The sequence below is a fragment of the Streptomyces sp. NPDC029526 genome (assembly GCF_040637405.1).
Taxonomy (GTDB): Bacteria; Actinomycetota; Actinomycetes; order Streptomycetales; family Streptomycetaceae; genus Streptomyces.
In genome coordinates this window covers 133,338-159,967 of sequence record NZ_JBEZWE010000003.1, presented here as the reverse complement: position 1 = coordinate 159,967, position 26,630 = coordinate 133,338, and the positions used below count along the sequence as shown (strand labels likewise).

General features: G+C 72.5%; 18 protein-coding genes and 1 pseudogene. 9 read left to right on the top strand and 10 right to left on the bottom strand.

What is annotated here, in order from left to right; genetic code table 11:
* Nucleotides 1-65: 65 nt before the first annotated feature.
* Nucleotides 66-737 carry a response regulator transcription factor gene (locus AB0F01_RS11585; protein WP_362092950.1) on the top strand — a complete coding sequence of 224 codons (672 nt, stop codon included), beginning with the start codon at nt 66-68 and terminating at the stop codon, nt 735-737.
* Between the two features lie 100 nt (nt 738-837).
* On the opposite strand, the gene AB0F01_RS11580 is transcribed toward AB0F01_RS11585, so the two are convergent.
* The 4 genes from AB0F01_RS11580 to metH form a co-directional block, all read right to left on the bottom strand.
* Nucleotides 838-2,421 (bottom strand): ABC transporter substrate-binding protein, encoded by a 1,584-nt coding sequence (locus AB0F01_RS11580; protein WP_362092947.1) that lies wholly within the window; start codon nt 2,419-2,421, stop codon nt 838-840.
* 61 nt (nt 2,422-2,482) lie between these two features.
* The gene (locus AB0F01_RS11575) at nt 2,483-4,087 is read right to left on the bottom strand and encodes an ABC transporter substrate-binding protein (RefSeq protein ID WP_362092944.1); all 1,605 of its coding nucleotides are present in this window, start codon (nt 4,085-4,087) and stop codon (nt 2,483-2,485) included.
* A 443-nt stretch (nt 4,088-4,530) separates the two neighbouring features.
* A complete protein-coding gene (locus AB0F01_RS11570) occupies nt 4,531-5,286 on the bottom strand; it encodes an HAD family phosphatase (RefSeq protein ID WP_362092941.1) in 756 nt (251 codons plus the stop codon).
* A 217-nt stretch (nt 5,287-5,503) separates the two neighbouring features.
* Nucleotides 5,504-9,016 (bottom strand): methionine synthase, encoded by a 3,513-nt coding sequence (gene metH / locus AB0F01_RS11565; RefSeq protein ID WP_362092938.1) that lies wholly within the window; start codon nt 9,014-9,016, stop codon nt 5,504-5,506.
* Nucleotides 9,017-9,312: 296 nt separating this feature from the next.
* Here metH and AB0F01_RS11560 point away from each other — a divergent pair, with 296 nt between their 5' ends.
* The 5 genes from AB0F01_RS11560 (at nt 9,313) to AB0F01_RS11540 (ending at nt 15,932) form a co-directional block, all read left to right on the top strand.
* The gene (locus AB0F01_RS11560) at nt 9,313-10,077 is read left to right on the top strand and encodes an IclR family transcriptional regulator (RefSeq protein ID WP_362092935.1); all 765 of its coding nucleotides are present in this window, start codon (nt 9,313-9,315) and stop codon (nt 10,075-10,077) included.
* Between the two features lie 427 nt (nt 10,078-10,504).
* On the top strand, nt 10,505-11,299 hold the full coding sequence (locus AB0F01_RS11555; protein ID WP_362092933.1) for an MIP/aquaporin family protein: 795 nt from the start codon (nt 10,505-10,507) through the stop codon (nt 11,297-11,299).
* An 86-nt stretch (nt 11,300-11,385) separates the two neighbouring features.
* Complete coding sequence (gene glpK, locus AB0F01_RS11550) at nt 11,386-12,924, top strand: glycerol kinase GlpK (RefSeq protein ID WP_362092930.1); 1,539 nt, start codon at nt 11,386-11,388, stop codon at nt 12,922-12,924.
* Nucleotides 12,925-12,943: 19 nt separating this feature from the next.
* Nucleotides 12,944-14,560 carry a glycerol-3-phosphate dehydrogenase/oxidase gene (locus AB0F01_RS11545; RefSeq protein WP_362092927.1) on the top strand — a complete coding sequence of 539 codons (1,617 nt, stop codon included), beginning with the start codon at nt 12,944-12,946 and terminating at the stop codon, nt 14,558-14,560.
* Nucleotides 14,561-14,915: 355 nt separating this feature from the next.
* The gene (locus AB0F01_RS11540) at nt 14,916-15,932 is read left to right on the top strand and encodes a PAC2 family protein (protein ID WP_362092924.1); all 1,017 of its coding nucleotides are present in this window, start codon (nt 14,916-14,918) and stop codon (nt 15,930-15,932) included.
* Between the two features lie 68 nt (nt 15,933-16,000).
* Here AB0F01_RS11540 and mshC read toward each other — a convergent pair whose 3' ends face one another.
* The 4 genes and pseudogenes from mshC to AB0F01_RS11520 all read right to left on the bottom strand — a co-directional run bounded on the left by mshC (nt 16,001) and on the right by AB0F01_RS11520 (nt 19,497).
* Nucleotides 16,001-17,230 (bottom strand): cysteine--1-D-myo-inosityl 2-amino-2-deoxy-alpha-D-glucopyranoside ligase, encoded by a 1,230-nt coding sequence (mshC, locus tag AB0F01_RS11535; RefSeq protein WP_362092921.1) that lies wholly within the window; start codon nt 17,228-17,230, stop codon nt 16,001-16,003.
* 112 nt (nt 17,231-17,342) lie between these two features.
* Nucleotides 17,343-18,170, bottom strand: a pseudogene (locus tag AB0F01_RS11530) (SCO1664 family protein); the annotation flags it as partial.
* On the bottom strand, nt 18,134-18,724 hold the full coding sequence (locus AB0F01_RS11525) for a DUF3090 domain-containing protein (protein ID WP_362092918.1): 591 nt from the start codon (nt 18,722-18,724) through the stop codon (nt 18,134-18,136). The pseudogene AB0F01_RS11530 and the gene AB0F01_RS11525, both read right to left, overlap by 37 nt.
* A gap of 86 nt (nt 18,725-18,810) precedes the next feature.
* Nucleotides 18,811-19,497, bottom strand: coding sequence for a histidine phosphatase family protein (locus AB0F01_RS11520; protein WP_362092916.1), 687 nt, complete (start codon nt 19,495-19,497; stop codon nt 18,811-18,813).
* A 62-nt stretch (nt 19,498-19,559) separates the two neighbouring features.
* On the opposite strand from AB0F01_RS11520, the gene AB0F01_RS11515 reads away from it, so the two are divergent.
* Nucleotides 19,560-20,555, top strand: a complete 996-nt coding sequence (locus AB0F01_RS11515; RefSeq protein ID WP_362092913.1) for a magnesium and cobalt transport protein CorA — start codon at nt 19,560-19,562, stop codon at nt 20,553-20,555.
* A gap of 69 nt (nt 20,556-20,624) precedes the next feature.
* Here AB0F01_RS11515 and AB0F01_RS11510 read toward each other — a convergent pair whose 3' ends face one another.
* Nucleotides 20,625-21,413 carry a ferritin-like domain-containing protein gene (locus tag AB0F01_RS11510; protein WP_362092910.1) on the bottom strand — a complete coding sequence of 263 codons (789 nt, stop codon included), beginning with the start codon at nt 21,411-21,413 and terminating at the stop codon, nt 20,625-20,627.
* A 249-nt stretch (nt 21,414-21,662) separates the two neighbouring features.
* Complete coding sequence (locus tag AB0F01_RS11505; RefSeq protein ID WP_362092907.1) at nt 21,663-22,718, bottom strand: LLM class F420-dependent oxidoreductase; 1,056 nt, start codon at nt 22,716-22,718, stop codon at nt 21,663-21,665.
* Between the two features lie 191 nt (nt 22,719-22,909).
* On the opposite strand from AB0F01_RS11505, the gene AB0F01_RS11500 reads away from it, so the two are divergent.
* Nucleotides 22,910-23,896, top strand: coding sequence for an aldo/keto reductase (locus tag AB0F01_RS11500; RefSeq protein ID WP_362092904.1), 987 nt, complete (start codon nt 22,910-22,912; stop codon nt 23,894-23,896).
* Nucleotides 23,893-26,292 (top strand): helix-hairpin-helix domain-containing protein, encoded by a 2,400-nt coding sequence (locus tag AB0F01_RS11495; protein ID WP_362092901.1) that lies wholly within the window; start codon nt 23,893-23,895, stop codon nt 26,290-26,292. The genes AB0F01_RS11500 and AB0F01_RS11495 overlap by 4 nt, the downstream gene beginning before the upstream one ends.
* Nucleotides 26,293-26,630: the final 338 nt, after the last annotated feature.

Sequence of the window (26,630 nt, the reverse complement as noted above, 5' to 3'; positions counted from 1 at the left end):
CCCCGGCCGCGGGCCGGTCCCCCGCCGCAGGGCAGAATGGGACCGGACTAGCGAAGGAGACTTACGTGGCCATCCGCGTCCTACTGGTCGACGACCAGCCCCTGCTGCGCACGGGCTTCCGGATGATCCTGGAGGCCGAGCAGGACCTCGCGGTCGTCGGCGAGGCCGGGGACGGCCTCCAGGCCCTGGACCAGGTGCGGGCGCTGCAGCCCGATGTGGTGCTGATGGACATCCGCATGCCGCGGATGGACGGGGTGGAGGCGACCCGGCAGATCACCGGCCCGGAACGCAACGGTCCGGCGAAGGTGCTGGTGCTGACGACGTTCGACCTCGACGAGTACGTGGTGGAGGCCCTGAAGGCGGGGGCGAGCGGGTTCCTGCTGAAGGACGCCCCGGCCAACGAACTGGTGCAGGCGATCCGGGTCGTGGCGGCGGGCGAGGCGATGCTCGCGCCGAGCATCACGCGCCGGCTGCTCGACAAGTACGCCACGCATCTGCCGTCCGGTGAGGAGGCGGTGCCGGACACCCTGCACACGCTGACCGACCGTGAGGTCGAGGTGCTGAAGCTGGTGGCCCGCGGTCTGTCCAACGCGGAGATCGCCGCCGACCTGTTCGTCAGCGAGACCACGGTCAAGACGCACGTGGGCCACGTGCTGACCAAGCTGGGTCTGCGGGACCGGGTGCAGGCCGCGGTGTACGCCTACGAGAGCGGGCTGGTGCGCCCCGGCGCCCAGTAGCCCGGCCGGCCCGGCGGACGCCGGCGGGCGTGGACGACGATCAGAGGGTGGTCCTTCCCGGCCGGGAAGGACCACCCTCTGCTCGTGCCGCGGGGTCGCGTCAGTTCTTGCTGAGTTCCCAGAACCGGAACACGGTGGAGGCGTCCAGGCAGTACTCCACGCCGGCGATGCCGTCGCGGACGACCGCGTACTGCTTGGCCTGCCAGACGGGCAGGACCGGCAGCTCGTCGGCGACGATGTCCTGGAGTTCGCCGTACTCCTTGTCGGTCGCGGCGCGGTCGCTGATGGCGGCGGTACGGGGGATCAGCGTGCCGGTGATGGTGCGGTTGCTGTAGTTGTTGGCCAGCACGTTGCCCTCGCCGAAGAAGGGCGCGGTGAAGTTGTCGGCGTCCGGGTAGTCGGGCACCCAGCCCTTGACGTAGACGCCGTACTTGCCGGCCTCGACGTCCTTCTCGTACTGCTCGAAGTCGACGGACTTCATCTCGGCGTCGAACAGCCCGCTGGCGTTGAGCTGTTCCGCTATCGCGGTGAGCTCCTCGTCGGTGGCGGGGCCGTAGCGGGACGGCGTGGACCACAGCGTCAGCTTCACCTTGCCGGTGATGCCTTCCTCCTGGAGGGCGGCGGCGGCCTTGGCGCGGGAGGGGCGGGCGCCGTAGGTGTCGAAGAAGGCGGTGTTGTGGCCCGCGATGCCGGCCGGGATGATCGAGTACAGCGGGGTGGCCGTGCCCCGGTAGACGTCCTGGATCAGCGCCTCGCGGTCGAGCAGGTGGGCGATGGCCTTGCGGACGCCGGTCTTCCCGGCCACCGGGTCGTCCATGTTGAAGACGAGGTGCTGGACCTCGGCGCTGCTGCCCTCGACGACCTCGACCTCGCCGGTGCCGTTGGAGGATTCCTCGATGTCGGCGATGGCCTTGGCGGTCAGACCGCGGTAGGCGATGTCGACGTCGCCGCCCTGCACCGCCTTCTGGAGGGCGGACTGGTCACCGCGGAAGAACTTCAGCGTGACGCCGGAGTTCTTCGTCTTGACCGTGCCCTTGTAGTGCTCGTTGACGGAGAAGACGGCCCGGTCCTTGCCGTAGGAGTCCAGCTTGTACGGGCCGGAGCCGGACGCCTTGCCGTCCTCGCGCAGCCGGTCCCCGTCGTACTGGCGGTGGTCGACGATGGATCCGGCGCCGGAGGCGATCTTGCTGGGGAAGGTGGCGTCGGAGGTGTTGAGCCGGAAGACGACGGTCTTCTCGTCCGGCGTCTCGACCTCTTCGAGGGTGGAGAACATCACCGCCGGGCCGTCCGGGTCGTCGATCTTCAGCATGCGGTCGAAGGAGAACTTCACGTCCTTCGAGGTGAGGGAGTCACCGTTGCTGAACTTGAGCCCGTCCTTGAGCGTGCAGCGGTAGACCGTGCTCTCGGAGTCGGTGAAGGCGCACTTCTCGGCCGCCTCGGGCTGCGGCTCGGTGGCTCCCTTGGGGAAGCTGAGCAGCGACTGGAAGACGTTGTTGAACAGCAGCCAGGAACCGGGGTCGTAGCCGGAGGCCGGGTCGGTGGCGAGGACGTCGTCGGACATCCCCACCACCACGTCGGAGCCGTTCGACCCCGAGTCGCCGTTCTCCGTCCCACAGCCGGTCAGCAGGCCGGACGCCAGACCGGCCACCAGGGGCAGGACCGGCCACTTCTTGCGCAGGTTCACGTGTGCTTCGTCCTCGGTAGGTCCCGGTCGCGGAGGTGCCGGCCCGGGCGGGTGGTTCGGGTCAGCCGTCCACTCCCCGGCCGAGCTCCCACAACTGGAGCGTCGCCGAGGAGTTGAGCGAGTAGGCGGTGCCGGTGATGTCGTCGCGCGCGGCGACGTACTGCTTGCCCTGCCACAGCGGCAGCACGGGCACGTCGTCGGCGACGATGTCCTGAATGTCCGTCAGGCTGCCCGCGGCGGTCAGCCGGTCGGCCTGGCGACGGGAGGCGGGGATGAGGTCGTCGCGGATCTCGTCGTTGGCGTAGGGCGAGCGGAGGAAGTTGTTCTTGTCCAGGAAGGGCGCCAGGAAGTTGTCGGCGTCGGGGAAGTCGGGGAACCAGCCCATGCCGTAGACGTCGTACTGGCCCTTCTGCCCGGCCCCGCGGTAGGTCGACCAGGGGTGGCCCTTGATGCCGGCCTCGAACAGCCCGCTCTCGTTCAGCTGCTTGGCCAGCTGCTCGAACTCCGCCTTGGTGCCCGTGCCGTAGTGGTCGGTGTTGTAGTGCAGCGTCAGCTTCACCGGCGTGCTGATGCCGGCGTCCTCGAGCAGGCGCCGGGCCTTGGCGGGGTCGGGGTCGCCGTACTGGTTGAAGAAGGAGTTCGAGTGCCCGGTGATGGTCGCCGGGACGAGCGAGTACAGCGGCTGGGCCTGGGAGCCGTAGACCTCGGAGACCAGTTCGCCGCGGTCGACGATCTGGGCCATGGCCTGCCGGACCGCCTTGGACTTCACGGTCGGGGCGTCGGTGTTGAAGACCAGGTAGCGGATCTCCAGGCCGGGCATCTCGACGAGGTCGATGTCGTCCTCGGCGTTGCCCGCGAGTTCGTCGATCTGTTCCGGCGACATGGTGCGCGTCATGACGTCGATGTCACCGTGCTCCAGCGCGTCGCCCATGGCGTCGGGGTCCGGGAAGGAGACCATCTGGACCTTGTCGCTGTTCACCTTCAGCGAGCCCTTGTAGTGCGGGTTCCTGGTGAAGGTGGCCCGGACCATCTCGCCCTTGTCGACCTCGGCGTCCAGGGTGTAGGGGCCGGAACCGTCGACCTCGAAGCCGTCGCGCAGCTTGTCCTTGGCGTAGCTGTCGGGGTGGACGATGCCGGCGACCGGGGTGGAGAGCTTGTAGGGGAAGGTGGCGTCGGCGGTCTTCAGGTGGAAGATCACCTCGCGGTCGCCCTGGGTCTCCACGGTGTCGACGGTGGACAGCAGGGCGTGCACCTCGCTGTCCGCCTTGATGGCCAGCGCCCGGTCGATGGAGTACTTCACGTCCCCGGCGGTGATTGCGTCGCCGTTGGCGAACTTCAGGCCCTCGCGGAGGGTGCAGCGGTAGCGCTCGTTGCCGGCGTCGGTGAACTCGCACGACTCGGCCGCCTCGGGCACGGGCTCGCCGGCGCCCCGCGGCTGGGTCATCAGCGTCTGGACGGTCTGGCGCAGGATGTTCCACGTGCCGACGTCGTAGGCGAAGGCGGGGTCGAGCGGTGCCGGGTCGTCCTCGGAGGCGGTGAACCGGTCCGTGGTGCCGACCACGATGGCGTCGCTGTCGCCGCTGCCGCCGTCGGTGTCCCCGCACCCGGCGAGCACCGGCGCGAGCAGGCCGAGGACGGCCGCCGGCACCAAAGTCTTGCGGTTCATGCTCGAGTTTCTCCAGAGCTGTCGACTCCGTGTACCCGGCATGCAGGGGTGGCGCAGCGGATCACGAGAGGGGGGCGATGTTCTCGCGACGACATTAGTCCGCCCCCGCAGAGGGGCCGACAACCACCGGAGCCGGGCCTTCATCACGCAGTGGAACCGGGTGTGAACGCACCGGCAGAAGCCCGCGGGGAATGATTCGTGCAGCGTCTCACCAATCGGTACACATGGGTCCGCTCACAGGTGCCGAAAGGGGCGGACGGCACGGGCCGGCACCCCCTCCATCACCCAGGAAAGTGGCCAACCTCACATGTGAAAACGGCCTCTGCGGTAACGGAAATAAGCCATCACCGATGATTCGAATTCCGCCGTACACGTGTTCTGTGATCACGTGGTCACGGGACCGGAATTACCGTGCCGACACTGCTTGCACGCTGGGTGAACTCCTAGCGCATTTCCGTCATCAGGCCGCGCAGGAAAGGCAGGTCGACCACTTCCAGGGAGGGGACGACCGTGCGGCCGGCGGCCGGCGCGATGGGCGCCACGGAGGGCACCGCCACCACCTGGCAGCCCGCGGCCTCCGCGGCCGTGACCCCGGTCGCGGTGTCCTCGACGACCGCGCAGCGGGCGGGGTCGGCGCCGAGTCCGGCGGCGGCGGACAGGTAGGGGTCCGGGTGCGGCTTGGTGCGCGGGACCTCGTCACCGGCGACCGAGAGGGCGAAGTGGTGCCGCCCGAGGGAGTTCATGACCCGGTCGATGATCCGCCGGTGCGAGGCGGACACCAGGGCCGTGGGGACGCGGTACTCCGACAGTTCGGCGAGCAGCCGCTCGGCCCCGGGCATCAGCGGCAGCGCCCCGTCGATACGGGCCTCGAACCCGTCGTTGAGCAGGACCGTCAGCTCGGGGAGGGCGATGTCGGCACCGGTCGCCTCGATGAGGAAGCCCGCGCTGCGGGACATGGGGCCGCCCACGACGACATGGCGCCAGGACTCGTCGAGGGTGTGGCCGAGGGAGGCGAAGACCTCGACCTCGACGTCCCACCAGAAGCCCTCGGTGTCGACGAGCGTGCCGTCCATGTCCAGGAGGACGGCCTGCAGGCCGGTGCCCGCCGAACGGGCGGGAGCGGCCACGGTGCGGGCGGCGCCGGACGTCCGGGGCAGGGGCCCCGGGGCGGACCCGAAAGCGGGGATCGTACTGGTCATCCACGTACCTCCTGAAGGGGCGAGCAGGCCGGCCCCCCGTGCGGGGAACCGGCCTGCAGTGGACCGACCAGTCTACGACGCGCGGGGGGCACATGCCTCATTTGCCCCGTGAGTCCCCCGCCACACGCCGGGCGAGGGGCCCCGCACCCGTACGCCCCGGAGGCGTGCCCCGGGGCGTACGGAGGCGTGCGCGGGCCTCAGCGGGCCTCAGCGCGCCTCAGCGGGCGTTGAAGTACTTGGCCTCCGGGTGGTGGATCACGATGGCGTCCGTGGACTGCTCCGGGTGCAACTGGAACTCCTCGGACAGCTCGACCCCGATGCGCTCCGGACGGAGCAGCTCGGCGATCTTGGCGCGGTCCTCCAGGTCCGGGCAGGCCCCGTAGCCGAGGGAGAAGCGGGCGCCCCGGTACTTCAGGGCGAACATGTCCTCCATGGCGGCCGGGTCCTCCCCGGCGAAGCCGAGTTCGCTGCGCACGCGGGCGTGCCAGTACTCGGCGAGCGCCTCCGCCAACTGCACTGACAGGCCGTGCAGTTCGAGGTAGTCGCGGTAGGCGTTGGCCTCGAACATCCGGGCCGTCTCCTCGCCGATGCGGGAGCCGACGGTGACGACCTGGAAGCCCACCACGTCGGTCTCGCCGGACTCCTCGGGCCGGAAGAAGTCGGCGAGGCACAGGCGGCGCCCGCGGCGCTGGCGCGGGAAGGTGAAGCGGGTCCGCTCGTTGCCGTCCTCGTCGAGGACGATCAGGTCGTCGTCCTTGGAGACGCACGGGAAGTAGCCGTGCACCACGGCCGCCTCCAGCAGGTTGTCCGTCTGGAGCCGGTCCAGCAGGCCGCGCAGCCGGGGCCGCCCCTCGCTCTCGACGAGTTCCTCGTACGTCGGGCCCTCGCCGGTGCGGGCCTGCTTGAGCCCCCACTGGCCCTTGAACAGGGCGCCCTCGTCGAGCCAGGAGGCGTACTCCTTGAGCTGGATGCCCTTGCTGACCCGGGTGCCCCAGAACGGCGGCGTGGGCACGGGGTTGTCGGTGGCGACGTCGGAGCGCACGTGCCCGTCCTCGGGGCGCTCCTCGATCTCCACGGTGGCCGCCCGCACGCGCCGCTGGCGCAGTTCGGGCAGCTTGGCCCCGGGTACCCCGCGCTTGATGCCGATGAGCGCGTCCATCAGGCGCAGGCCCTCGAAGGCGTCGCGGGCGTAGCGCACCTCGCCCTGGTAGATCTCGTGCAGGTCCTGCTCGACGTAGGCGCGGGTCAGGGCGGCGCCGCCCAGGATGACCGGGTAGTCGGCGGCGAGGCCCCGCTGGTTGAGCTCCTCCAGGTTCTCCTTCATGATCACGGTCGACTTGACCAGGAGGCCGGACATGCCGATGACGTCGGCCCGGTGCTCGTCGGCGGCCTCGAGGATCGCGGAGACGGGCTGCTTGATGCCGAGGTTGACGACGTTGTAGCCGTTGTTCGACAGGATGATGTCGACCAGGTTCTTGCCGATGTCGTGCACGTCGCCGCGGACGGTGGCCAGCACGATGGTGCCCTTGCCGTCCTCGTCGGACTTCTCCATGTGCGGTTCGAGGTGCGCCACGGCGGACTTCATCACCTCGGCGGACTGGAGCACGAACGGCAGCTGCATCTGGCCGGAGCCGAACAGCTCACCGACCACCTTCATGCCGTCCAGGAGCGTGTCGTTGACGATGCTCAGTGCCGTGCGGGTCTGCAGGGCCTCGTCCAGGTCGGCTTCCAGGCCCTTGCGCTCGCCGTCGATGATGCGGCGCTTGAGCCTCTCCTCCAGCGGCAGGGCGGCCAGTTCCTCGGCCTTGCCGGCCTTCAGGGACTTGGCGGTGGCGCCCTCGAACAGCTGCATCAGCTTCTGCAGCGGGTCGTAGCCCTCGCGGCGGCGGTCGTAGATCAGGTCGAGGGCGGTCCGGACCTCCTCCTCGCTGAAGCGGGCGATGGGGAGGATCTTCGAGGCGTGCACGATGGCCGAGTCCAGCCCGGCCTTGACGCACTCGTCGAGGAACACCGAGTTGAGCAGGATGCGGGCGGCCGGGTTGAGGCCGAAGGAGATGTTCGACAGGCCCAGCGTGGTCTGCACCGCCGGGTGACGCCGCTTCAGCTCGCGGATGCCCTCGATGGTGGCGACGCCGTCCTTGCGGGACTCCTCCTGGCCGGTGCAGATCGTGAAGGTGAGGCAGTCGATGAGGATGTCCTCCTCACGGATGCCCCAGTTGCCGGTGAGGTCCTCGATCAGCCGTTCGGCGATCTCGACCTTCTTCTCGGCGGTCCGGGCCTGGCCCTCCTCGTCGATGGTCAGCGCGATCAGCGCGGCGCCGTGCTCCTGGGCCAGCCGGGTGACGCGGGCGAACCGGGACTCGGGGCCGGCGCCGTCCTCGTAGTTGACGGAGTTGATGACCGCCCGGCCGCCCAGCCGCTCCAGGCCGGCCCGGATGACGTCGACCTCGGTGGAGTCCAGGACGATCGGCAGGGTGGAGGCGGTGGCGAGCCGGCCGGCCAGTTCGCTCATGTCGGCGACGCCGTCGCGGCCGACGTAGTCCACGCACAGGTCCAGCAGGTGCGCGCCCTCGCGGATCTGTTCGCGGGCCAGTTCGACACAGGCGTCCCAGCGGCCCTCCAGCATGGCCTCGCGGAACTTCTTGGAGCCGTTGGCGTTGGTCCGCTCGCCGATCGCCAGGTAGGAGGTGTCCTGGCGGAACGGGACGCTCTGGTAGAGCGAGGCGGCGCCGGGCTCGGGACGCGGGTCGCGCTCGGCGGGGGCCAGGTCGCTCACCCGGTCCACCAGTTGCCGCAGGTGCTCGGGGGTCGTGCCGCAGCAGCCGCCGACCAGGGACAGGCCGTAGTCGCGGACGAAGTTCTCCTGCGCGTCGGCCAGCTCCCCGGGGGACAGCGGGTACCGCGCCCCGTCCTTGGTGAGCTCCGGCAGGCCGGCGTTGGGCATGCAGGACAGCGGGATGCGGGAGTGGCGGGCCAGGTGGCGCAGGTGCTCGCTCATCTCGGCGGGGCCGGTGGCGCAGTTCAGCCCGATCATGTCGATGCCGAGCGGTTCCAGCGCGGTGAGCGCGGCGCCGATCTCGGAGCCGAGGAGCATGGTGCCGGTGGTCTCGACCGTGACCGACACGATCAGCGGGACCTCGAAGCCGGCGGTCTCCATCGCGCGGCGGGCGGCGACGACGCTCGCCTTGGTCTGCAGCAGGTCCTGGGTGGTCTCCACGAGCAGCGCGTCCGCGCCGCCGGCGAGCAGGCCCTCGGCGTTCTGCTGGTAGGCGTCCCGGATGGCGGTGAAGGTGGTGTGCCCGAGCGTGGGCAGCTTGGTGCCGGGGCCCATCGAGCCCAGCACCCAGCGGACCCGTCCGTCGCGGGCGGTGTACTCGTCCGCCGCCTCGCGGGCGATCCGCGCGCCGGCCTCGGACAGCTCGGTGACGCGTTCGGCGATGTCGTACTCGCCGAGGGCCGTGAGGTTGGCGCCGAAGGTGTTGGTCTCGACGCAGTCGACACCTGCGGCGAAGTACTCCGCATGGACCGAACGGACGATGTCCGGGCGTGTCAGGTTCAGGATCTCGTTGCAGCCTTCGAGGTTCTCGAAGTCCTCCAGCGTGGGGTCCTGTGCCTGGAGCATGGTGCCCATCGCACCGTCGGCGACCACCACGCGGGTGGCGAGTGCCTCTCTCAGGGCGGACACGCGGGTCCGGCTGTCGGCGGAAGGGGACTGCGGCAACGAGGCCATGTGAAGGGCTCCCTCAGATGCGACGGCTGTCGGCTTTGCGGCTGCGCGGGGAGGCGTCACGGGGCCTCCCGGCAGGGGCGCACGCGGCCAGGGTAGCCGGGACCGGGTGCCGATGTCCGGAGCGTCCACGGGCCGGACCATGATGGGCGGCACCCCGTCTGCGCGGGACGAGTGAAGCGACCGCCGGCGTCGGACCGTTGGCGGGAGGTCCACATCGACCGGTAGTGTTCGGCAATGCCGAACAGCGGCAGGGGCGTCGCGGGTCGACGGTCGAAGGGGACGGAGGCAGTACGGCGATGGCACGGAACATCCAGTCGCTCGAACGGGCGGCGGCGATGCTGCGCCTGCTCGCGGGCGGCGAGCGGCGGCTCGGCCTGTCGGACATCGCCTCCTCGCTGGGCCTGGCCAAGGGCACGGCCCACGGCATCCTGCGAACCCTCCAGCACGAGGGCTTCGTCGAGCAGGACGACGCCTCGGGCCGCTACCAGCTGGGCGCCGAGCTGCTGCGCCTGGGCACCACCTACCTGGACGTGCACGAGCTGCGGGCCCGCGCCCTGGTGTGGACGGACGACCTGGCCCGCTCCAGCGGGGAGAGCGTCTACCTGGGCGTCCTGCACCAGCAGGGCGTGCTGATCGTGCACCACGTCTTCCGGCCGGACGACAGCCGGCAGGTCCTGGAGATCGGGGCCATGCAGCCGCTGCACTCCACCGCCCTGGGCAAGGTGCTGTCCGCCTACGACCCGGTGGCGCACAGCGAGGCGCTGGACGGCGACCGCACGGCGTTCACCGAGCGCACGGTGTGCGATCCGGACTCCTTCGAGCAGGTCCTCGACCTGACCCGCGCGCGCGGCTACGCGGCGGACGTGGAGGAGACCTGGGAGGGCGTGGCGTCCGTCGCGGCGCCCATCCACGACCGGCGGCGCATGCCGGTGGGCGCGGTCGGGGTGACCGGCGCGGTGGAGCGGCTGAGCCGGGACGGCGAACTGCGGCCGGAACTGATCGCCGCGGTGCGGGACTGCGCGCGGTCGGTGTCCCGGGACCTGGGCGCGCGCCGCTTCTGACACGGGAAGAACCGTGACCGGGGCGCCGTGGCGGCGCTCCGGCCGTCGTCGTGCCGCCGGCCCGTCCGGCGCGCGGCCACCACCGAGCCGAGGGCCGGACACGGACCCGCCGGGCGACGCCGGGCAACGCCGGGAGACGCCGGGAGACGCCGGGAAAGCCGCCCGCGCACGCGTGTCCGTGAGGCGCCGGGGCACCTGACGGGGCGTGATCAGTAACGATCGCGTTTTCGACAACCAGACCCTTGACGCACGTATCGCGCCACGGCGAGACTCCCGTCCATCGGTCGGCATTGTCGAACACCTACCGGCAATACGCGCTAGAGTGTGGCAACGCCAAGGGCCGGCATCGCTCTCAATTTCCGAGGGCGCCCATCCCCGGAGGGACCCGGGGGTCGGCTTCCCTGGACGAAGGACAAAGGAGTCGCGGGTGTCCAGCTCCGACATCTTCATCGGCGAGACCATCGGTACCGCCATACTCATCCTGCTCGGCGGCGGTGTGTGTGCCGCCGTGACGCTGAAGGCCTCCAAGGCCCGCAACGCCGGCTGGCTCGCCATCGCCTTCGGGTGGGGCTTCGCCGTCATGACGGCCGTCTACATCGCCGGGCCGCTGTCCGGCGCCCACCTCAACCCGGCCGTCACCCTGGCCCTCGCCATCAAGGACGGCGACTGGAGCAACGTTCCCGTCTACTTCGCCGGAGAGTTCCTCGGCGCGATGATCGGTGCCACTCTGGTCTGGATGGCGTACTACGGGCAGTTCCAGGTCCACCTGACCGACAAGGAGATCGTCGGCGGGCCGGGCGCCCAGACCACCACCGCCAAGGCGGTCGAGGCGCAGGAGAAGGGCGCCGGCCCGGTCCTGGGCGTCTTCTCGACGGGCCCCGAGATCCGCAACCCGGTGCAGAACCTCGCCACCGAGATCATCGGCACCATGGTGCTGCTGCTCGCCGTGCTCACGCAGGGCCTCAACGACGAGGGCAACGGCCTCGGTGTCCTCGGCGGACTGATCACAGCGCTCGTGGTCGTCTCGATCGGTCTCTCCCTCGGCGGCCCGACCGGGTACGCGATCAACCCGGCCCGTGACCTCGGTCCGCGCATCGTGCACGCCCTCCTGCCCCTGCCCAACAAGGGCGGCTCGGACTGGTCCTACGCCTGGGTCCCGGTGGTCGGTCCGCTCATCGGCGGCGCCCTCGCGGCGGGCATCTACAACGTCGCTCTCGCCTGAGAGCCCCGGATGCCCGCCGGCCGCCAGAACCTCGCCGCAGCGCCGTACGTTCAGCCCCGTAACCAAGGAACTCCCAGGAGCACACAGTGACCGACGCCCACACCGCCGGCCCCTTCATCGCAGCCATCGACCAGGGCACGACCTCGTCCCGCTGCATCGTGTTCGACCGCGACGGACGGATCGTCTCCGTCGACCAGAAGGAACACGAGCAGATCTTCCCGAAGCCGGGCTGGGTCGAGCACGACGCCACGGAGATCTGGACCAACGTCCAGGAGGTCGTCGCCGGTGCCGTCGAGAAGGCCGGCATCACCCGCGACGACATCAAGGCCATCGGCATCACCAACCAGCGCGAGACCACCGTGCTGTGGGACCGCACCACCGGTGAGCCCGTCCACAACGCCATCGTCTGGCAGGACACCCGCACCGACGCCCTCTGCCGCGAGCTGGGCCGCAACGTCGGCCAGGACCGCTTCCGCCGCGAGACCGGCCTGCCGCTGGCCTCCTACTTCGCCGGCCCGAAGGCCCGGTGGCTGCTCGACAACGTCGACGGCCTGAAGGAGCGCGCCGAGGCCGGCGACATCCTCTTCGGCACGATGGACACCTGGGTCATCTGGAACCTGACCGGTGGCACCGACGGCGGCCACCACGTCACGGACGTCACCAACGCGTCCCGCACCATGCTGATGAACCTGCACACCATGCAGTGGGACGAGAAGATCGCCGAGTCCATCGGCGTGCCCACCGCGATGCTCCCCGAGATCCGTTCCTCCGCGGAGGTCTACGGCGAGATCAAGGGCGGCAGGCTGGGCGAGCTGCTCGGCGGCATCCCGGTCGCCTCGGCCCTGGGCGACCAGCAGGCGGCCCTGTTCGGCCAGACCTGCTTCTCCGAGGGCGAGACCAAGTCCACCTACGGCACCGGCACCTTCATGGTGATGAACACCGGTGACAAGATCATCAACTCCTACAGCGGGCTGCTGACCACCGTCGGCTACCAGATCGGCGGACAGCAGCCGGTCTACGCCCTGGAGGGCTCGATCGCCGTCACCGGCGCGCTGGTGCAGTGGATGCGCGACCAGATGGGCCTGATCTCCACCGCCGCCGAGATCGAGACGCTCGCGCTCTCGGTCGAGGACAACGGCGGTGCCTACTTCGTGCCGGCCTTCTCCGGCCTGTTCGCCCCGTACTGGCGCTCCGACGCCCGCGGTGTGATCGCCGGCCTCACCCGGTACGTGACCAAGGCGCACCTCGCACGCGCCGTCCTGGAGGCCACCGCCTGGCAGACGCGGGAGATCGCGGACGCCATGACGAAGGACTCCGGGGTGGAGCTGACCGCCCTCAAGGTCGACGGCGGCATGACCTCCAACAACCTGTTGATGCAGACCCTCTCGGACTTCCTGGACGCCCCCGTGGTGCGCCCGATGGTCGCCGAGACCACCTGCCTCGGCGCCGCCTACGCCGCCGGCCTCGCCGTCGGCTTCTGGAACAGCACCGACGACCTGCGCGCCAACTGGCGGCGGGCCGCCGAGTGGACGCCCCGGATGGACGCGGACACCCGCGACCGCGAGTACAAGAGCTGGCTCAAGGCCGTCGAGCGGACCATGGGCTGGATCGACGACGAAGACTGACGAGGAGCACACACCCGACATGACCACTCAGTCCACCCTGCAGTCCGTGCCTGCCCTGGGGACGCACCCGGCCTCCGGCTCCAACCCGAGCCGGGCCGAGACCCGGGAGCGGCTCTCCAAGGCGTCGTACGACCTCCTCGTGATCGGCGGCGGCATCCTGGGCATCTCCACCGCCTGGCACGCCGCGCAGTCCGGCCTCAGGGTGGCACTGGTGGACGCCGGCGACTTCGCCGGCGCCACCTCCTCCGCCTCCTCCAAGCTGCTCCACGGCGGTCTGCGCTACCTGCAGACCGGCGCGGTGAAGCTGGTCGCGGAGAACCACTTCGAGCGCCGTGCGGTCTCCCGGCAGGTGGCCCCCCACCTGTCGAACCCGCTCACGTTCTACCTCCCCGTGTACAAGGGCGGGCCGCACGGCGCGGCGAAGCTGGGGGCCGGCGTCTTCGCCTACTCGGCGCTGTCGGCCTTCGGCGACGGCGTCGGCCACCTCCTCTCCCCCGCCAAGGCCGCCCGTGACGTGCCGGAACTGCGCACCGAGAACCTCAAGGCCGTGGCCGTCTACGGCGACGACCAGATGAACGACGCGCGGATGGCGCTGATGACGGTCCGCGCGGCCGCCGAGTCGGGCGCCGTCGTCCTGAACCACGCCGAGGTGACCGGCCTGCGCTTCACCCAGGGCCGGGTCACCGGTGCCGAGCTGCGCGACCGGCTCTCCGGCGACGAGTTCGGCGTGAACGCCCGGCTGGTGCTGAACGCGACCGGACCGTGGGTCGACCACCTGCGCCGCATGGAGGACCCGGCCGCCGCGCCGTCGATCCGCCTGTCCAAGGGCGCCCACCTGGTCCTCAAGCGGACCTCGCCGTGGAAGGCCGCGCTCGCCACGCCGATCGACAAGTACCGCATCACCTTCGCCCTCCCGTGGGAGGACATGCTGCTCCTCGGCACGACCGACGAGGAGTTCGAGGGCGACCCGGCGGACGTCGCCGTCAACGACAAGGACATCGCCCAGATACTCGACGAGGCCGCGTTCTCCATCCGCGACCAGCAGCTCGACCGCGACCTGATCACCTACGCCTTCGCCGGGCTGCGGGTGCTGCCGGGCGGCCCCGGCGACACCGCCAAGGCCAAGCGGGAGACCGTGGTGACCGAGGGCCGGGCCGGCATGCTGTCCGTCGCGGGCGGCAAGTGGACCACCTTCCGGCACATCGGCCGCACGGTGATGCAGAAGCTCCAGTCGCTGCCGGGGCACCCGCTGGGCGAGGACTTCGAGCCGGTGGCGTCGCTGCCCAGGAAGCTGCCGCTGCCGGGGGTCGCCAACCCGCGCGCGGTCGCCCACCGGCTGCTGGTCGACGGACCGGCGCCCGGCCCCCGCATGGCGGCGGACACCGCCCGGCACCTGGCCACCCACTACGGTTCGCTGGCGTTCGACATCGCCCGGCTGGCCAACGACGACCCGGCGCTGGCGCAGCGGGTGCACCCGGACGCCCCGGAGATCTGGGCGCAGGTGGTGTGGGCCCGGGACCACGAGTGGGCCGAGACGGCCGAGGACGTGCTGCGGCGCCGGACCACGCTGACGATCCGCGGCCTGGCCACGGACGAGGTCCGGGGCCGCGTCCAGGACCTGCTCGACGGCAAGTAGCCCGCGGCCCCGCCGTCGGCGGGAGCCGGATCCGGTCCCGCACGGGGGGCGGGAACGGGAGGAGGGGCGGTCCCACGCCGACGGGGGCCGCCCCTCCTCGCGTGCCGCCGTCCGCCCGCTGCGCCCCGGCCCGCTGCCGGTGACGGTGCTCCGGCCCGGTCGCGGCGTCACCCCGGCGGCACCGCACGGGAGTTCACACCTGTCCCCCGGGCGGCGCGCCCGGGGGACACGCGTGTGTCCGGGTGACTCACGGGGCAGTCATGGGGGCACTCCCCCCGCACGGGGGCTGCGGGCGTCCCCACGGCACGCCGTAAGGTTGGGGGGTACGCGAGGGCACGTCGGAAGGAGGCGCTGGGTGATCGAGCTCGAGGGGGTTCCCGAGCTGATCGACCCGGTCATGGTGGCCGCGTTCGAGGGCTGGAACGACGCCGGCGACGCCGCCTCCACCGCGGTCGCGCACCTGGAGCGGGAATGGAAGGGCGAGGTGTTCGCGGCGCTGGACGCCGAGGACTACTACGACTTCCAGGTCAACCGTCCGACGGTGTTCATGGACGGCGGGGTCCGCAAGGTGACCTGGCCGACGACGCGGCTGTCGGTGGTCCGGGTGGGCGGCGACAAGCCGCGCGACCTGGTCCTGGTCCGCGGGATCGAGCCGTCGATGCGGTGGCGCTCGTTCTGCAACGAGCTCCTCGGCTTCGCCCACGAACTCGGCGTGGAGATGGTGGTCGTCCTGGGCGCCCTGCTCGGCGACACCCCGCACACCCGTCCGGTACCGATCAGCGGGACCACGTCCGACCCGGACCTGGCGCGCCGCCTGGACCTGGAGGAGACCAAGTACGAGGGCCCCACGGGCATCGTCGGCATCCTCCAGGAGGCGTGCACGCACGCCGGCGTCCCGGCGGTGTCGCTGTGGGCGGCGGTCCCGCACTACGTGTCGCAACCGCCCAACCCGAAGGCCACGCTGGCCCTCCTGAACCGCTTGGAGGACCTGATCGACGTGCGCATCCCGCTGGGCGAACTGGCCGAGGACGCGCGGGCCTGGCAGGTGGGCGTGGACCAGCTGGCCGCGGAGGACAGCGAGGTCTCCGAGTACGTGCAGTCCCTGGAGGAGGCCCGGGACACCGCCGAGCTGCCCGAGGCGTCGGGCGAGGCCATCGCCCGGGAGTTCGAACGGTACCTGCGGCGTCGTGACGGGGCGTCGGGCCCGGCGCCCGGCGGGCACGCCACCGACGGCGGCGAGGGACCGGCCCCCTACCGGCGAGAGGGCCCGGGCGGCCGGGCCAGGCCCTCCAGGCCGCCGAAGCCGGAGACGGAGACGGAGACGGAGAGCGGCGGCGCCGAACGGGACGGCGAGGAGCCGTCGGAGGAGTGACAGTGATCAGGGCTCCCGCCCGCGGGCGGGAGCCCTGATCACTGCCGGCGCGCCGGACCGCGCGCCCGCTACAGCGCGACGCCGAGCAGGGCGTCGACGGCGCGGGAGACGACTCCGGGCGCGCCCGCGTCCGTGCCTCCCCCGCTCTCCTGGCTGACCACCCAGCGGTCGACGGCAGCCAGGGCCGCCGGGGCGTCCAGGTCGTTCGCCAGGGCCTCGCGGATCTCGTCGACCAGGGCGTCGGCAGGCGGGCCGTCGGGGCGGGAGACCGCCGCGCGCCAGTGGCCGAGCCGGGTCAGGGCGTCCTGGAGGACCTGGTCGGTCCACTCCCAGTCGGCCCGGTAGTGGTGGGCGAGCAGGGCCAGGCGGATGGCGGCCGGGTCGACGCCCTCGCGCCGCAGGGCGGACACGAAGACCAGGTTGCCCTTGGACTTGGACATCTTCTCGCCGTTCAGGGCGACCATGCCGGCGTGCACGTACGCCGTGGCCATGGGGAACTCGCCGGTGAGCACCTGGGCGTGCGAGGCGCCCATCTCGTGGTGCGGGAAGACCAGGTCGGATCCGCCGCCCTGGACGTCGAAGCCCATCCCGAGGCGGTCGAGGGCGATGGCGACGCACTCGATGTGCCAGCCGGGGCGGCCCCGCCCGAGCGAGCCGCCGTCCCAGCTCGGCTCGCCCTCACGGGCGGCCATCCAGAGCATGGGGTCGACGGGGTTCTTCTTGCCGGGCCGGTCCGGGTCGCCGCCGCGTTCGGCCGAGAGCAGCCGCATGGCGGCGGCGTCCAGGTGGGAGACCTCGCCGAAGTGGGGGTCGGACTCGACGGAGAAGTAGATGTCGCCTTCGACCTCGTAGGCGGCGCCCAGCTCCCGCAGCCGCTCCACGAGCGGGACGATGTCGGGTATGGCCTCCACGGCGCCTATGTAGTCCCGCGGGGGGAGCATCCGCAGGGCCGTCATGTCCTCGCGGAACAGGGCGGTCTCCTGCTCGGCGAGGGCCGCCCAGTCGACGCCGTCGCGGTCCGCCCGCTCCAGCAGCGGATCGTCGATGTCGGTGACGTTCTGGACGTAGTGGACCTGCCGCTTCGTGTCGAGCCACACGCGCTGCACGAGGTCGAACGCGTTGTACGTCGCCGCGTGCCCGATGTGGGTCGCGTCGTACGGGGTGATGCCGCACACGTAGAGGCGGGCGACGGGACCGGGATCGAGGGTGACGAGGCCGCCGGACGCGGTGTCGTGGATCCTCAGGTCGCGGCCCCGGCCGGGCAGGGCGGGGACTTCGGAAGCGGGCCAGGCATGCATGGAGCGAGCCTAACCGGACCGGAGTTCCGGATACGAACCGGAGCGGGCCGGATGGCCGTGGAGGCACTCTTGCGCGCGACCGCCCCGACGTGCCCTCCGGGTCCCGGTCACACGGGGGCCAGGGGATCGCGGGCCACTGCCCGCTCGGCGCCGGGTGCGTACCGGACGCGAGCAGCGCGGCCACCCGCGCCCGGGTGGCGCCGATCTCCTCGGCGGAGAGCAGCGGCGCGAGCGCCGCGGTCAGCGGGCCGCCGTCCGCGAGGGCCGTCTCGAGGCCGGTGAGCACCTCGCGGGCCTCCTCGGTCAGCGGCTCCCCCGCCCAGCCCCACAGCAGGGTGCGCAGCTTGTCCTCGGTGTGGAAGGTGACGCCGTGGTCGATGCCGTACAGCCGGCCGCCGGCCGCGGGCAGCAGGTGGCCGCCCTTGCGGTCGGCGTTGTTGATGACGGCGTCGAGCACGGCCAGCCGGCGCAGCCGCGGGTCGTCGGCGTGCACCAGGAGGGCGGTGCCGCCGTCCCCGGTGTCGACGAAGCCGATGGCCTTCCAGCCCGGCTCGGGTTCCTCGCGCTCCACCACGGCGAGCAGCGCGTCCCCGGGCACCGTCTCCACCCACAGCTGGCACATGCCCTCGCCGTAGGGGCCGTCGCGCAGCACGGTGGGCGGCACGAGGTCCCAGCCGGTGGCGGCGGACACCAGGTGGGCCGCGACCTCCCGTCCGGCGAGGGTGCCGCCGGGGAAGTCCCACAGGGGGCGCTCCCCGGCGACCGGCTTGTAGACGCAGGCGGCCTCGCGGCCCTCATGGGTGACGGTGCAGTACAGCGCCGTGTTCGACGCCTGGGGGATGCGGCCGCGCACGGTCAGCTCCCCCTCGGCGAGCAGGGTCGTGACGGCGGGGTCGGCGGTGGTCACGCTCCGCGGCGGTATCCGTTCTGGCGCGGACATACGTGTCCTTCCGGGTCGAGCGGGAGGCTGCACAGCGGGCACGGCGGGCGCCCGGCGTTGACGACGTCCAGGGCGCGCTTGGCGAAGGCCCGGGCCTGTGCCCCGGTGAGGCGGACCCGCAGCATGGGGGGCCCGTTCTCCTCGTCCTGGAGCATCCGCTCCTCGGCCTCGGCGAGGTCCTCCTCGGACTCGGCGTCGAGTTCGACGAGGGCCTGCGCCTCGACGATCATGCGCTGCTCCTCGCCGTCCCAGGCCAGCGCCATGGTGCCGACCCGGAACTCCTCCTCCACCGGGGTCCGCAGCGGGTCGGTGTCGGGTACGTCGGCGGGGGCCACGGCGGGGACGGGGGCGTTGCCTCCGCTACGGCGCAGGACCTCGTCGAGCAGTTCGTCCATGCGCTCGGCGAGCGCCGCGACCTGGGTCTTCTCCAGGGCCACGCTGGTCACGCGGGAACCGGCTGAGGCCTGGAGGAAGAACGTACGGCGCCCTGGCAGTCCGACCGTACCGGCCACGAAACGTTCCGGCTGGTCGTAGAGGAACACCTGACGGGACACGTCCTGTCTCCATTGAGAGTGGTGGGCACGGGCGTCGGTTCATGGGGACCACGGCTGCGACCGCTTCACCCTACTGCGGCCGACGATCACGGTGCGCCCGCACCGCCCCCGACCGGGGCGTCCTCGGCCGGCGGCTCCTCGCGGGGCGCCAGGGAGGCGAAGTCCCCGGTGTCGCCCAGGCGGACGAGGAAGGGGCGCAGCCGGGTGTAACGGATCGCGGTGATGGAACACGGTTCAACGGTGATCCGCTGGAAGAGGTCGAGATGAAGTCCGAGTGCTTCGGCGACGAGGGACTTGATGATGTCCCCGTGCGAACACATGAGGTAGACGGCGTCGGCGCCGTGGTCGTGCTCCACGCGCGCGTTCCACTCCCGTACCGCCTCGGCGGCGCGGGTCTGCATGGCGCGCAGGGACTCCCCGCCGGGGAAGGCCGCCGCCGAGGGGTGCGCCTGCACCACCTCCATGAGGGGTTCGTCCCTGAGTTCGGCGAGTTTGCGTCCCGCCCAGTCGCCGTAGTCGCACTCGCCGATGCGGTCGTCGGTGTGCGCGGTGAGGCCCGGGCGGGCGTCGAGCAGCGGCCGGACGGTCTCCTGGCAGCGCTGCAGCGGGCTGACGACGACCTCGCTGAGCGGGAGTTCCGCCAGGCGGGCGGGCAGCGCGGCGGCCTGCTCGGCCCCGCGGTCGTCGAGGGCCACGCCCGGCGTGCGGCCGGCGAGCAGTCCCTCGGTGTTGGCGGTGGAGCGTCCGTGCCGGACCAGGAGCAAGGTGGGCATGCGGCCCAGGGTAGGCGCACGCACCGGTGTGGTGCCGTGCCGGTGAAGGGGGAATGCGGTCCGTGATCGTCGACTGTGCGGTGTACCGGGAGGGGCGGCGGACGAAGGCGCCCGGGGACTTCTCCGACGCGCTGGAGCAGGCGCGGGCGGCGGGCGGCTTCGTCTGGATCGGGCTGCACGAGCCGGACGCGGACGAGTTCGACCTGGTGGCGCGGGAGTTCGGCCTGCACCCGCTGGCCGTGGAAGACGCTCTCAAGGCCCATCAGCGGCCCAAGCTGGAGGTCTACGACGACTCGCTGTTCGTCGTGCTCAAGCCGGTCGCCTACGAGCCGGAGAGCGACACGGTCTCCTCGGGGGAGGTCATGGTCTTCCTCGGTGACGGCTTCGCGGTGACCGTCCGGCACGGCGAGGGCGCCCCGCTCGCGGCCGTGCGCGACCGGCTGGAGCACGAACCGGAGCTGCTGGGAGCGGGACCGACGGCGGTGCTGTACGGGATCGCGGACGCCGCGGTGGACCACTACCTGGAGGTGGCGGCCGAGTTGCAGAACGACCTGGAGGAACTGGAGACCGAGGTGTTCGACCCGGAGGACGAGGGGTCGAAGGACACCGCCTCGCGGATCTACACGTTCAAGCGGCAGATCCTGGAGTTCCGGCGGGCGACGGGCCCCCTGACGACGCCGATGACGCGGCTCGCGGGGGACGGGGCGTTCGGCGCGGGGGTGCCGTTCGTGGCTGCCGAGGCGCGGCCGTTCTTCCGCGACGTGCAGGACCACCTCACGCGGGTCAACGACTCGGTGGACGGGCTGGACCGGCTGGTGTCGGACATCCTGTCGGCGCACCTGGCCCGGGTGGGCGTGCGGCAGAACGACGACATGCGGAAGATCTCCGCGTGGGCCGCGATGGCGGTGGTGCCGACCATGATCGCGGGCATCTACGGCATGAACTTCGAGCACATGCCCGAACTCCGGTGGGCCGGCGCCTATCCCGTGGTGCTGCTGTTCATGGTGGTGCTGGAAGTGGTGCTGTACCGGACGTTCAAGCGGCGCGGGTGGATGTGACCCGCTCGGGCGAACGGGCCCTCCCCTTGCGGGCGAGGGAGCGGCGGGCGAGCGGGCGGCGGGCGGCCGTCAGGCGAACTCGGGGACGGGGCTCGCCGGCCCGCCCAGGGCGTCGCGGCGCTCCGGCATCGTCAGCGAGACCATGCGGCGCCAGCCGGCCACGCGCTCGTAGGCGTACAGCGCGTGGATGCCCGCGGCCAGGAGGGCGGACCGGGCCGCGGACCAGCCCAGGATGCGGCCCATGTGGGTCATGACCGCCAGTCCGACGTCCCGGTGGACGGCGATCTCGGCGAGCGCGCAGGCGCGCAGGGTGCGCTGGATGGCGCGCCCGTGGCCGGCGCGGGCGAGCCGCAGGAGTTCCTCGTGGCAGTAGGCGAGGTGGTTGTCCTCGTCCCGGGAGATCGCGCGGACCGCGCGGCCGAGTTCCGGGTGGTCGGCGAAGTGCTTCAGGAGCAGTCGCATCTGCTCGGACGCGCGCTGTTCGGTGACCCGGCTGTGGGCGAGGTAGGTGACGATGTCCCGCACGGTGAGCGCCTCGTCGCGCCGCAGCCGGGAGTGGGCCAGGCCGATGCCCCGCCGCTCCAGCAGCATCGTGTAGTCGGTCTCGGGCGGGACGGGGACGGGGTCGACGCCGCGCTTCCTCATCAGGGCGCGGAAGATGCGGCCGTGCTTGTCCTCGTCGGCGCCGTGCCGGGCGATCCTGGGGGCGAGCTCCCGCTGCTCCTCGGGCACCAGCGCGGCGATGCGGGCGTTCTCCCAGCCGCCCTGCGCCTCGCCGCTCGCGGCGATCGAGCAGAACAGGGCGAAGGACTCGTCGTCGTCGAGGATCTCCTGGAACAGACTTCGGGCCGACAGCATCGTGACCACCTCTCCCACGGGCTCGCAGGAGTCGAGTCAACTGCCGGGGCGCGGCGGGCCGCAACAGGTGCACCGGGCGACTGCGCCGTCCGGGGGACGGGCCGGGTCCGGTGCCCCGGTGGGGGCGGGGGTCTGAGGCCGGTGTCACGCCGGGGCGGCCCGGCCGTAACCGCGGCGCCCCGGGGGCGTTGTACCGCGTGACGGCCGTGGCGGGGAAGACCCCCGAGCCCCCACCACGGCCGTGGGGCTTCAGCCGAGGCCGGCCCGCTCCAGCGCCTCCGTGCCCGCGCGCAGGGACGCCAGGCGCTCGTCGAGCGTGAAGCCGGCCGGGGCGAGGGTGAGGGTGGTGACCCCGGCGGCGGCGTAGGCCTTCATCCGGTCGGCGATGCGGTCGACGGAGCCGAGGAGCGTGGTCTTGTCGATCAGGTCGTGCGGGACGGCGGCGGCCGCGCCCTGCTTGTCGCCGGACAGGTACTTGTCCTGGATCTCGGCGGCCTCCTGCTCGTAGCCCATGCGGCGGGCGAGCTGGTTGTAGAAGTTCTGCTTGCGGCTGCCCATGCCGCCGACGTAGAGGGCGGTGTAGGGCCGGAAGGTGTCGGCGAGCGCGGTGACGTCCTTGTCGTCGCCCACGGCGAGCGGGACGGTGGGGCAGATGTCGAAGCCGTCGAGGGTCTTCCCCGCCTTCTCGCGGCCCGCGCGCAGGTGCCGCACGGCGGTCTCCTCCAGGTGCTCGGCCGCGGGGAAGATCAGCAGGGCGCCGTCGGCGATCTCGCCGGTCTGCTCCAGGTTCTTGGGACCGATCGCGGCGATGTACAGCGGGATGTGCTCGCGCTGCGGGTGCACGGTGAGCTTGATCGGCTTGCCGGGGCCGCCGGGCAGCGGGAGGGTCCAGTGCTCACCGTCGTGCGTCAGCCGCTCGCGGGTCATCGCCTTGCGGATGATCTCGACGTACTCGCGGGTGCGGGCCAGCGGCTTGTCGAACTTGACGCCGTACCAGCCCTCGGAGACCTGCGGACCGGAGACGCCGAGGCCGAGGCGGAAGCGGCCACCGGAGAGGGAGTCGAGGGTGGCGGCGGTCATCGCGGTCATCGCCGGCTGACGCGCGGGGATCTGGAAGATGGCCGAACCGACGTCGATCCGTTCGGTCTGGGCGGCGACCCAGGTGAGCACGGTGGCGGCGTCGGACCCGTAGGCCTCCGCGGCCCAGCAGACCGCGTAGCCGAGGCGGTCCGCCTCCTGCGCCACGGCGAGATTGTCCGCGTCCATTCCGGCGCCCCAGTAGCCGAGGTTGATCCCGAGCTGCATGACCCTCTCCCCTTACCGATGAGTAACGTCGCTTGTCCGCCGACCCTATACCGCCGGCGGCCTGGTGGGCCCGCACCCGGGCGCCCCGCCGGGCCGGTCCGGGAACCCCGCCCGGCCGGCTCCGCGCACCTGTGGAAATCGTTGTCCACAGGCCCCCACATCGTCGTCCCCGGCCAGTAATCTCGGCGTCCATGGAGCAGAGGCATCTCGGCCGTACCGGCCTGCGTGTGTCCCGGATCGGGCTCGGGACCCTGACCTGGGGTCGGGACACCGACGAGCACGACGCCGCGGACCTGCTGAAGACCTTCTGGGAAGCGGGCGGCACCCTCGTCGACACCGCGGACGTGTACGGCGACGGCGAGTCCGAGTACCTGCTCGGCAAGCTGATGGACGGCCTGGTGCCGCGCCGGGACCTGGTCATCTCGACCAAGGCGGGCAGCGTCCGGGACCCCGACCGGCGCTTCGACGGCTCACGCGGCCACCTGCTCTCCGCCCTGGACGCCTCGCTCGCCCGGCTGGGCACCGAGTACGTGGACGTCTGGCACGTCCACGCCTACGACCCGCACACCCCGCTGGAGGAGACCCTCCAGGCGCTCGACACGGCGGTCGCCAGCGGGCGGGCCCGGTACGCCGGGGTGTCCAACTTCTGCGGGTGGCAGCTGGCCAAGGCGGCGACCTGGCAGCTGGCCGCACCGGGCCCGCGCACCCGGCTGGCGAGCACCCAGATGGAGTACTCGCTGCTGCAGCGCGGCGTGGAGCGGGAGGTGCTGCCCGCCGCGCTCGACCTGGGGATCGGGCTGCTGCCGTCCTCGCCGCTCGGCCGGGGCGTGCTGACCGGCAAGTACCGCAACGACGCCACGCCGGCGGACTCGCGCGGCGCCTCGGAGCACCTGGCGCCGTTCGTCGCTCCGTACCTGGACGACACGGCCGCCCGCATCGTGGACGCGGTGACCACGGCGGCGGACGGGCTCGCGGTGACCGCGCTCCAGGTCGCCCTGGCCTGGGTGCGGGACCGGCCCGGCGTGACCGCGCCCGTCGTGGGGGCGCGCACCGCGCAGCAGCTCGCGGCGGCGTTGTCAGTGGAGGCGCTTAGTCTTCCTGACGAGATCTGCCGGGCGCTCGACGACGTGTCGGCTCCCGTGCACCGCTATCCCGATCACGACTGGAGCACGCTGTGAGCACGGAGCCGTCCAAGACCGCTCAGGACACCGGGCCGGGGACGCCGGGCGGGGCGGAGACCGGGCCGGGGACGCCGGGCGGGGCGGAGACCGGTCGGCACGCGGACGCACCGGCCGCCTGGGACCACGACGCGGGGACGACGGAGTTGGCGGGAATGACGGGGACGACCGCGGCGGACGCCCCGGAAGCGGTCCCCGCGGGCGGGGACGTGCCGGAGGGGGAGGCCACGGGCGGGGACGTGCCGGAGAGGGAGGCCGCCGACGGGGAATCGGAGGGAGAGGCCGCGGCGGACGGACCGTCCGGCGAGGGCACCGCCGCGGAGGGCGCGCAGGTGTCCGAGGCCGAGGCGGAGCTGCTGGCGCAGCAGATCGAGCGGGAGCGGATCGAGCGGCGCAAGGCGCAGAAGCAGGGGCCGGTCGAGGCCGGGGCGAAGCTCAGCGGGACGGCGGCCGACCTGCTGGCCGCCGTGCGGGCCGTGGAGAGCGGGGCGCGGCCGGTGCGCGCCACGGTGTTCGAGGAGGCCGAGCCCGCGCCCCGGCGCCCGGCCCCGGAGCCGGTGCGCCGGGCCCCGGTGGCGGCGCCCGCCGAGGCGGCTCCCGCTCCCGAGGCCGTCGGTGCCGTGCGGGAGGTCCTGGTCCGGGGCGGCGCTCCCGAGGCACTGGCCGGGCCCGCGGCGGCCGTGCTGGGCGAGGGCGCCGCCGAGGCACTGCGGGCGGACCCCTGGCAGTTGCTGCGGGTCGCCGGGGTGCGGCCCGAACAGGCCGACGGCTTCGCACGGTCCCTGCTCGGGCCGGAGACCGGACCGGACGACGGCCGCCGGGGGCGGGCGGTCACCGTCTGGCTGCTGGAGCAGGCCGCGACGGCCGGCCACACCGCCCTGGACCTCCCGGCCCTGACGGCCGCGCTCGCGCGGCAGGGCGTGCCGGACGCGGAGACGGCCGTGCAGGACGCGATCGCGGAGGCGGACGTTCTGGTCTTCCAGGACGCCCTGGACGACGGCCGTCAAGCACCGGCCACCCCACCCGCCGCGGCTGCGGGGACGGGGGACGACGGCGAGGACCCGGAGGACGGGGACGACGGTGAGGAGCGTCCGGTCCGCGTCCTGGTGGGTCTGGAGCGGTACGCGCTGGCCGAGGAGAGCCTGGCCGACGGGCTGGCCCGGCTGGTCGGCTCGGTGCCGAAGCAGGACGGTTCCACCGCCGACTGGGAGCGGGCGGCCGGCTCCGCCGAGGGCGCCGCGGCCGACCTGATCCGGGCCGTCGCCGGACACGGCCTCGTGCTGCACACCGGCGGCGCCGCCTCGGCCGCCGAGCCGGCGGCGCTGCTGCGGGCCGCGCGGAGCCTGGGGCTGCGCGCCTGGGCGGCCACCCACGGCCCCACCGGCCGGGACTCCCTCGCCGCGCTGCTGGGCGGATCCGGCGGCGCGGAGGAGTCCGGTGTCACCACGGTCGGCGGACTGCTGTCCGGCGCCGAAGGGCCGGGCCGGGACGCCGAGGGAACCCTCGCACTGGACCTGCTGGTCGTGCTCGACGCACCGCAGCTGGACGTGGAGACCGCCGCGCTGCTCACGGAATCGCTGCCGGACGGGGCCCGCCTGGTGCTGGCCGGGGACCCGGGAGTGCTGGGATCGGCCGGTCCGGGCCGGGTGTTCGGGGACCTGTTGGCGTCGCGGGTCTGCCCTCAGGTGGCCTCCCGGCGGCCGGATCCCGGCCCACTGGGCGAGCTGGTCTCGGGTATCGGGGCCGGTGAGCTGCTCCAGGTCGAGGCTCCCGGCAAGGAGGTCGTGATCGTGCCGGTGCGGGACGCGGGCGAGGCCGTGCACCGCACGGTGCAGCTCGTGGTGGACTCCGTGCCCCGCGCGATCGGGGTTCCCGCCGAGGAGACACAGGTGATCACCCCGGGACACGGGGGCGCGGTCGGCACCCGGGCGCTGAACGCGGCGCTCAAGGAGCGCCTCAACCCAGGCCCCGGGCGCTTCGGCGGCTTCGACCCCGGCGACCGGATCGCCTACTCCCCCGTCCCCGGCCGCACGGTGCCGGGCCGGGTCCTGCGCGCCGACGCCGAGGGGCTGCACCTGTCCTGCGCGGGCGAGGCCGTGCTCGTGCCGAGGGAGAGGGTGGAGCGCTCGGTGCGGCACGGCTGGGCGCTGACCGCGCACCAGGCGGTGGGCTGCCGGTGGCCCGCGGTGGTCGTGGTGCTGCCGGGGGACGCGGCGGGCCTGCTGAGCCGTCCGTGGGTCTACACGGCGTTCGGCAGGGCGGACCGGCACCTGTCGGTCGTGCACGGCGTGGAGCAGGCGCTGCCGCGCGCGGTGGCCGAGGTACCGGCGAAACCGCGCACGACGCGGCTGCCCGCGCTGCTGGCCCCGCAAAGAGCGGCGACGGCGGACGGCTGAACGCCCGCCCTGCCTTCCGGGAGCACGGGCGCACGGGACTCGCGGACGCCGGCACGGGAATCCCGCGTCGGGCGCGCCCGGTTGCCGCACACCTGGGGCGACTTCGGCAGGAGACCGGACGTGAGTGAGGGGTGAGGGGTAAGAGGTGACCCGTGACGCGTGACGGATGAGACTGCTCACCGCCGACGGACGGCCGCCGACCCACCGCCGTGCTTCCTCCGTCACTCCGCGGGCGGTTGCCGTCGGCCCGACAGGCGACTCGCAGGCGCCCGGGGGCACCGCCTCCGGCGGGTGCCCGGGGCGCGGGCTCCGCAGGCGTCCGGGCGGGGCAACGTCAC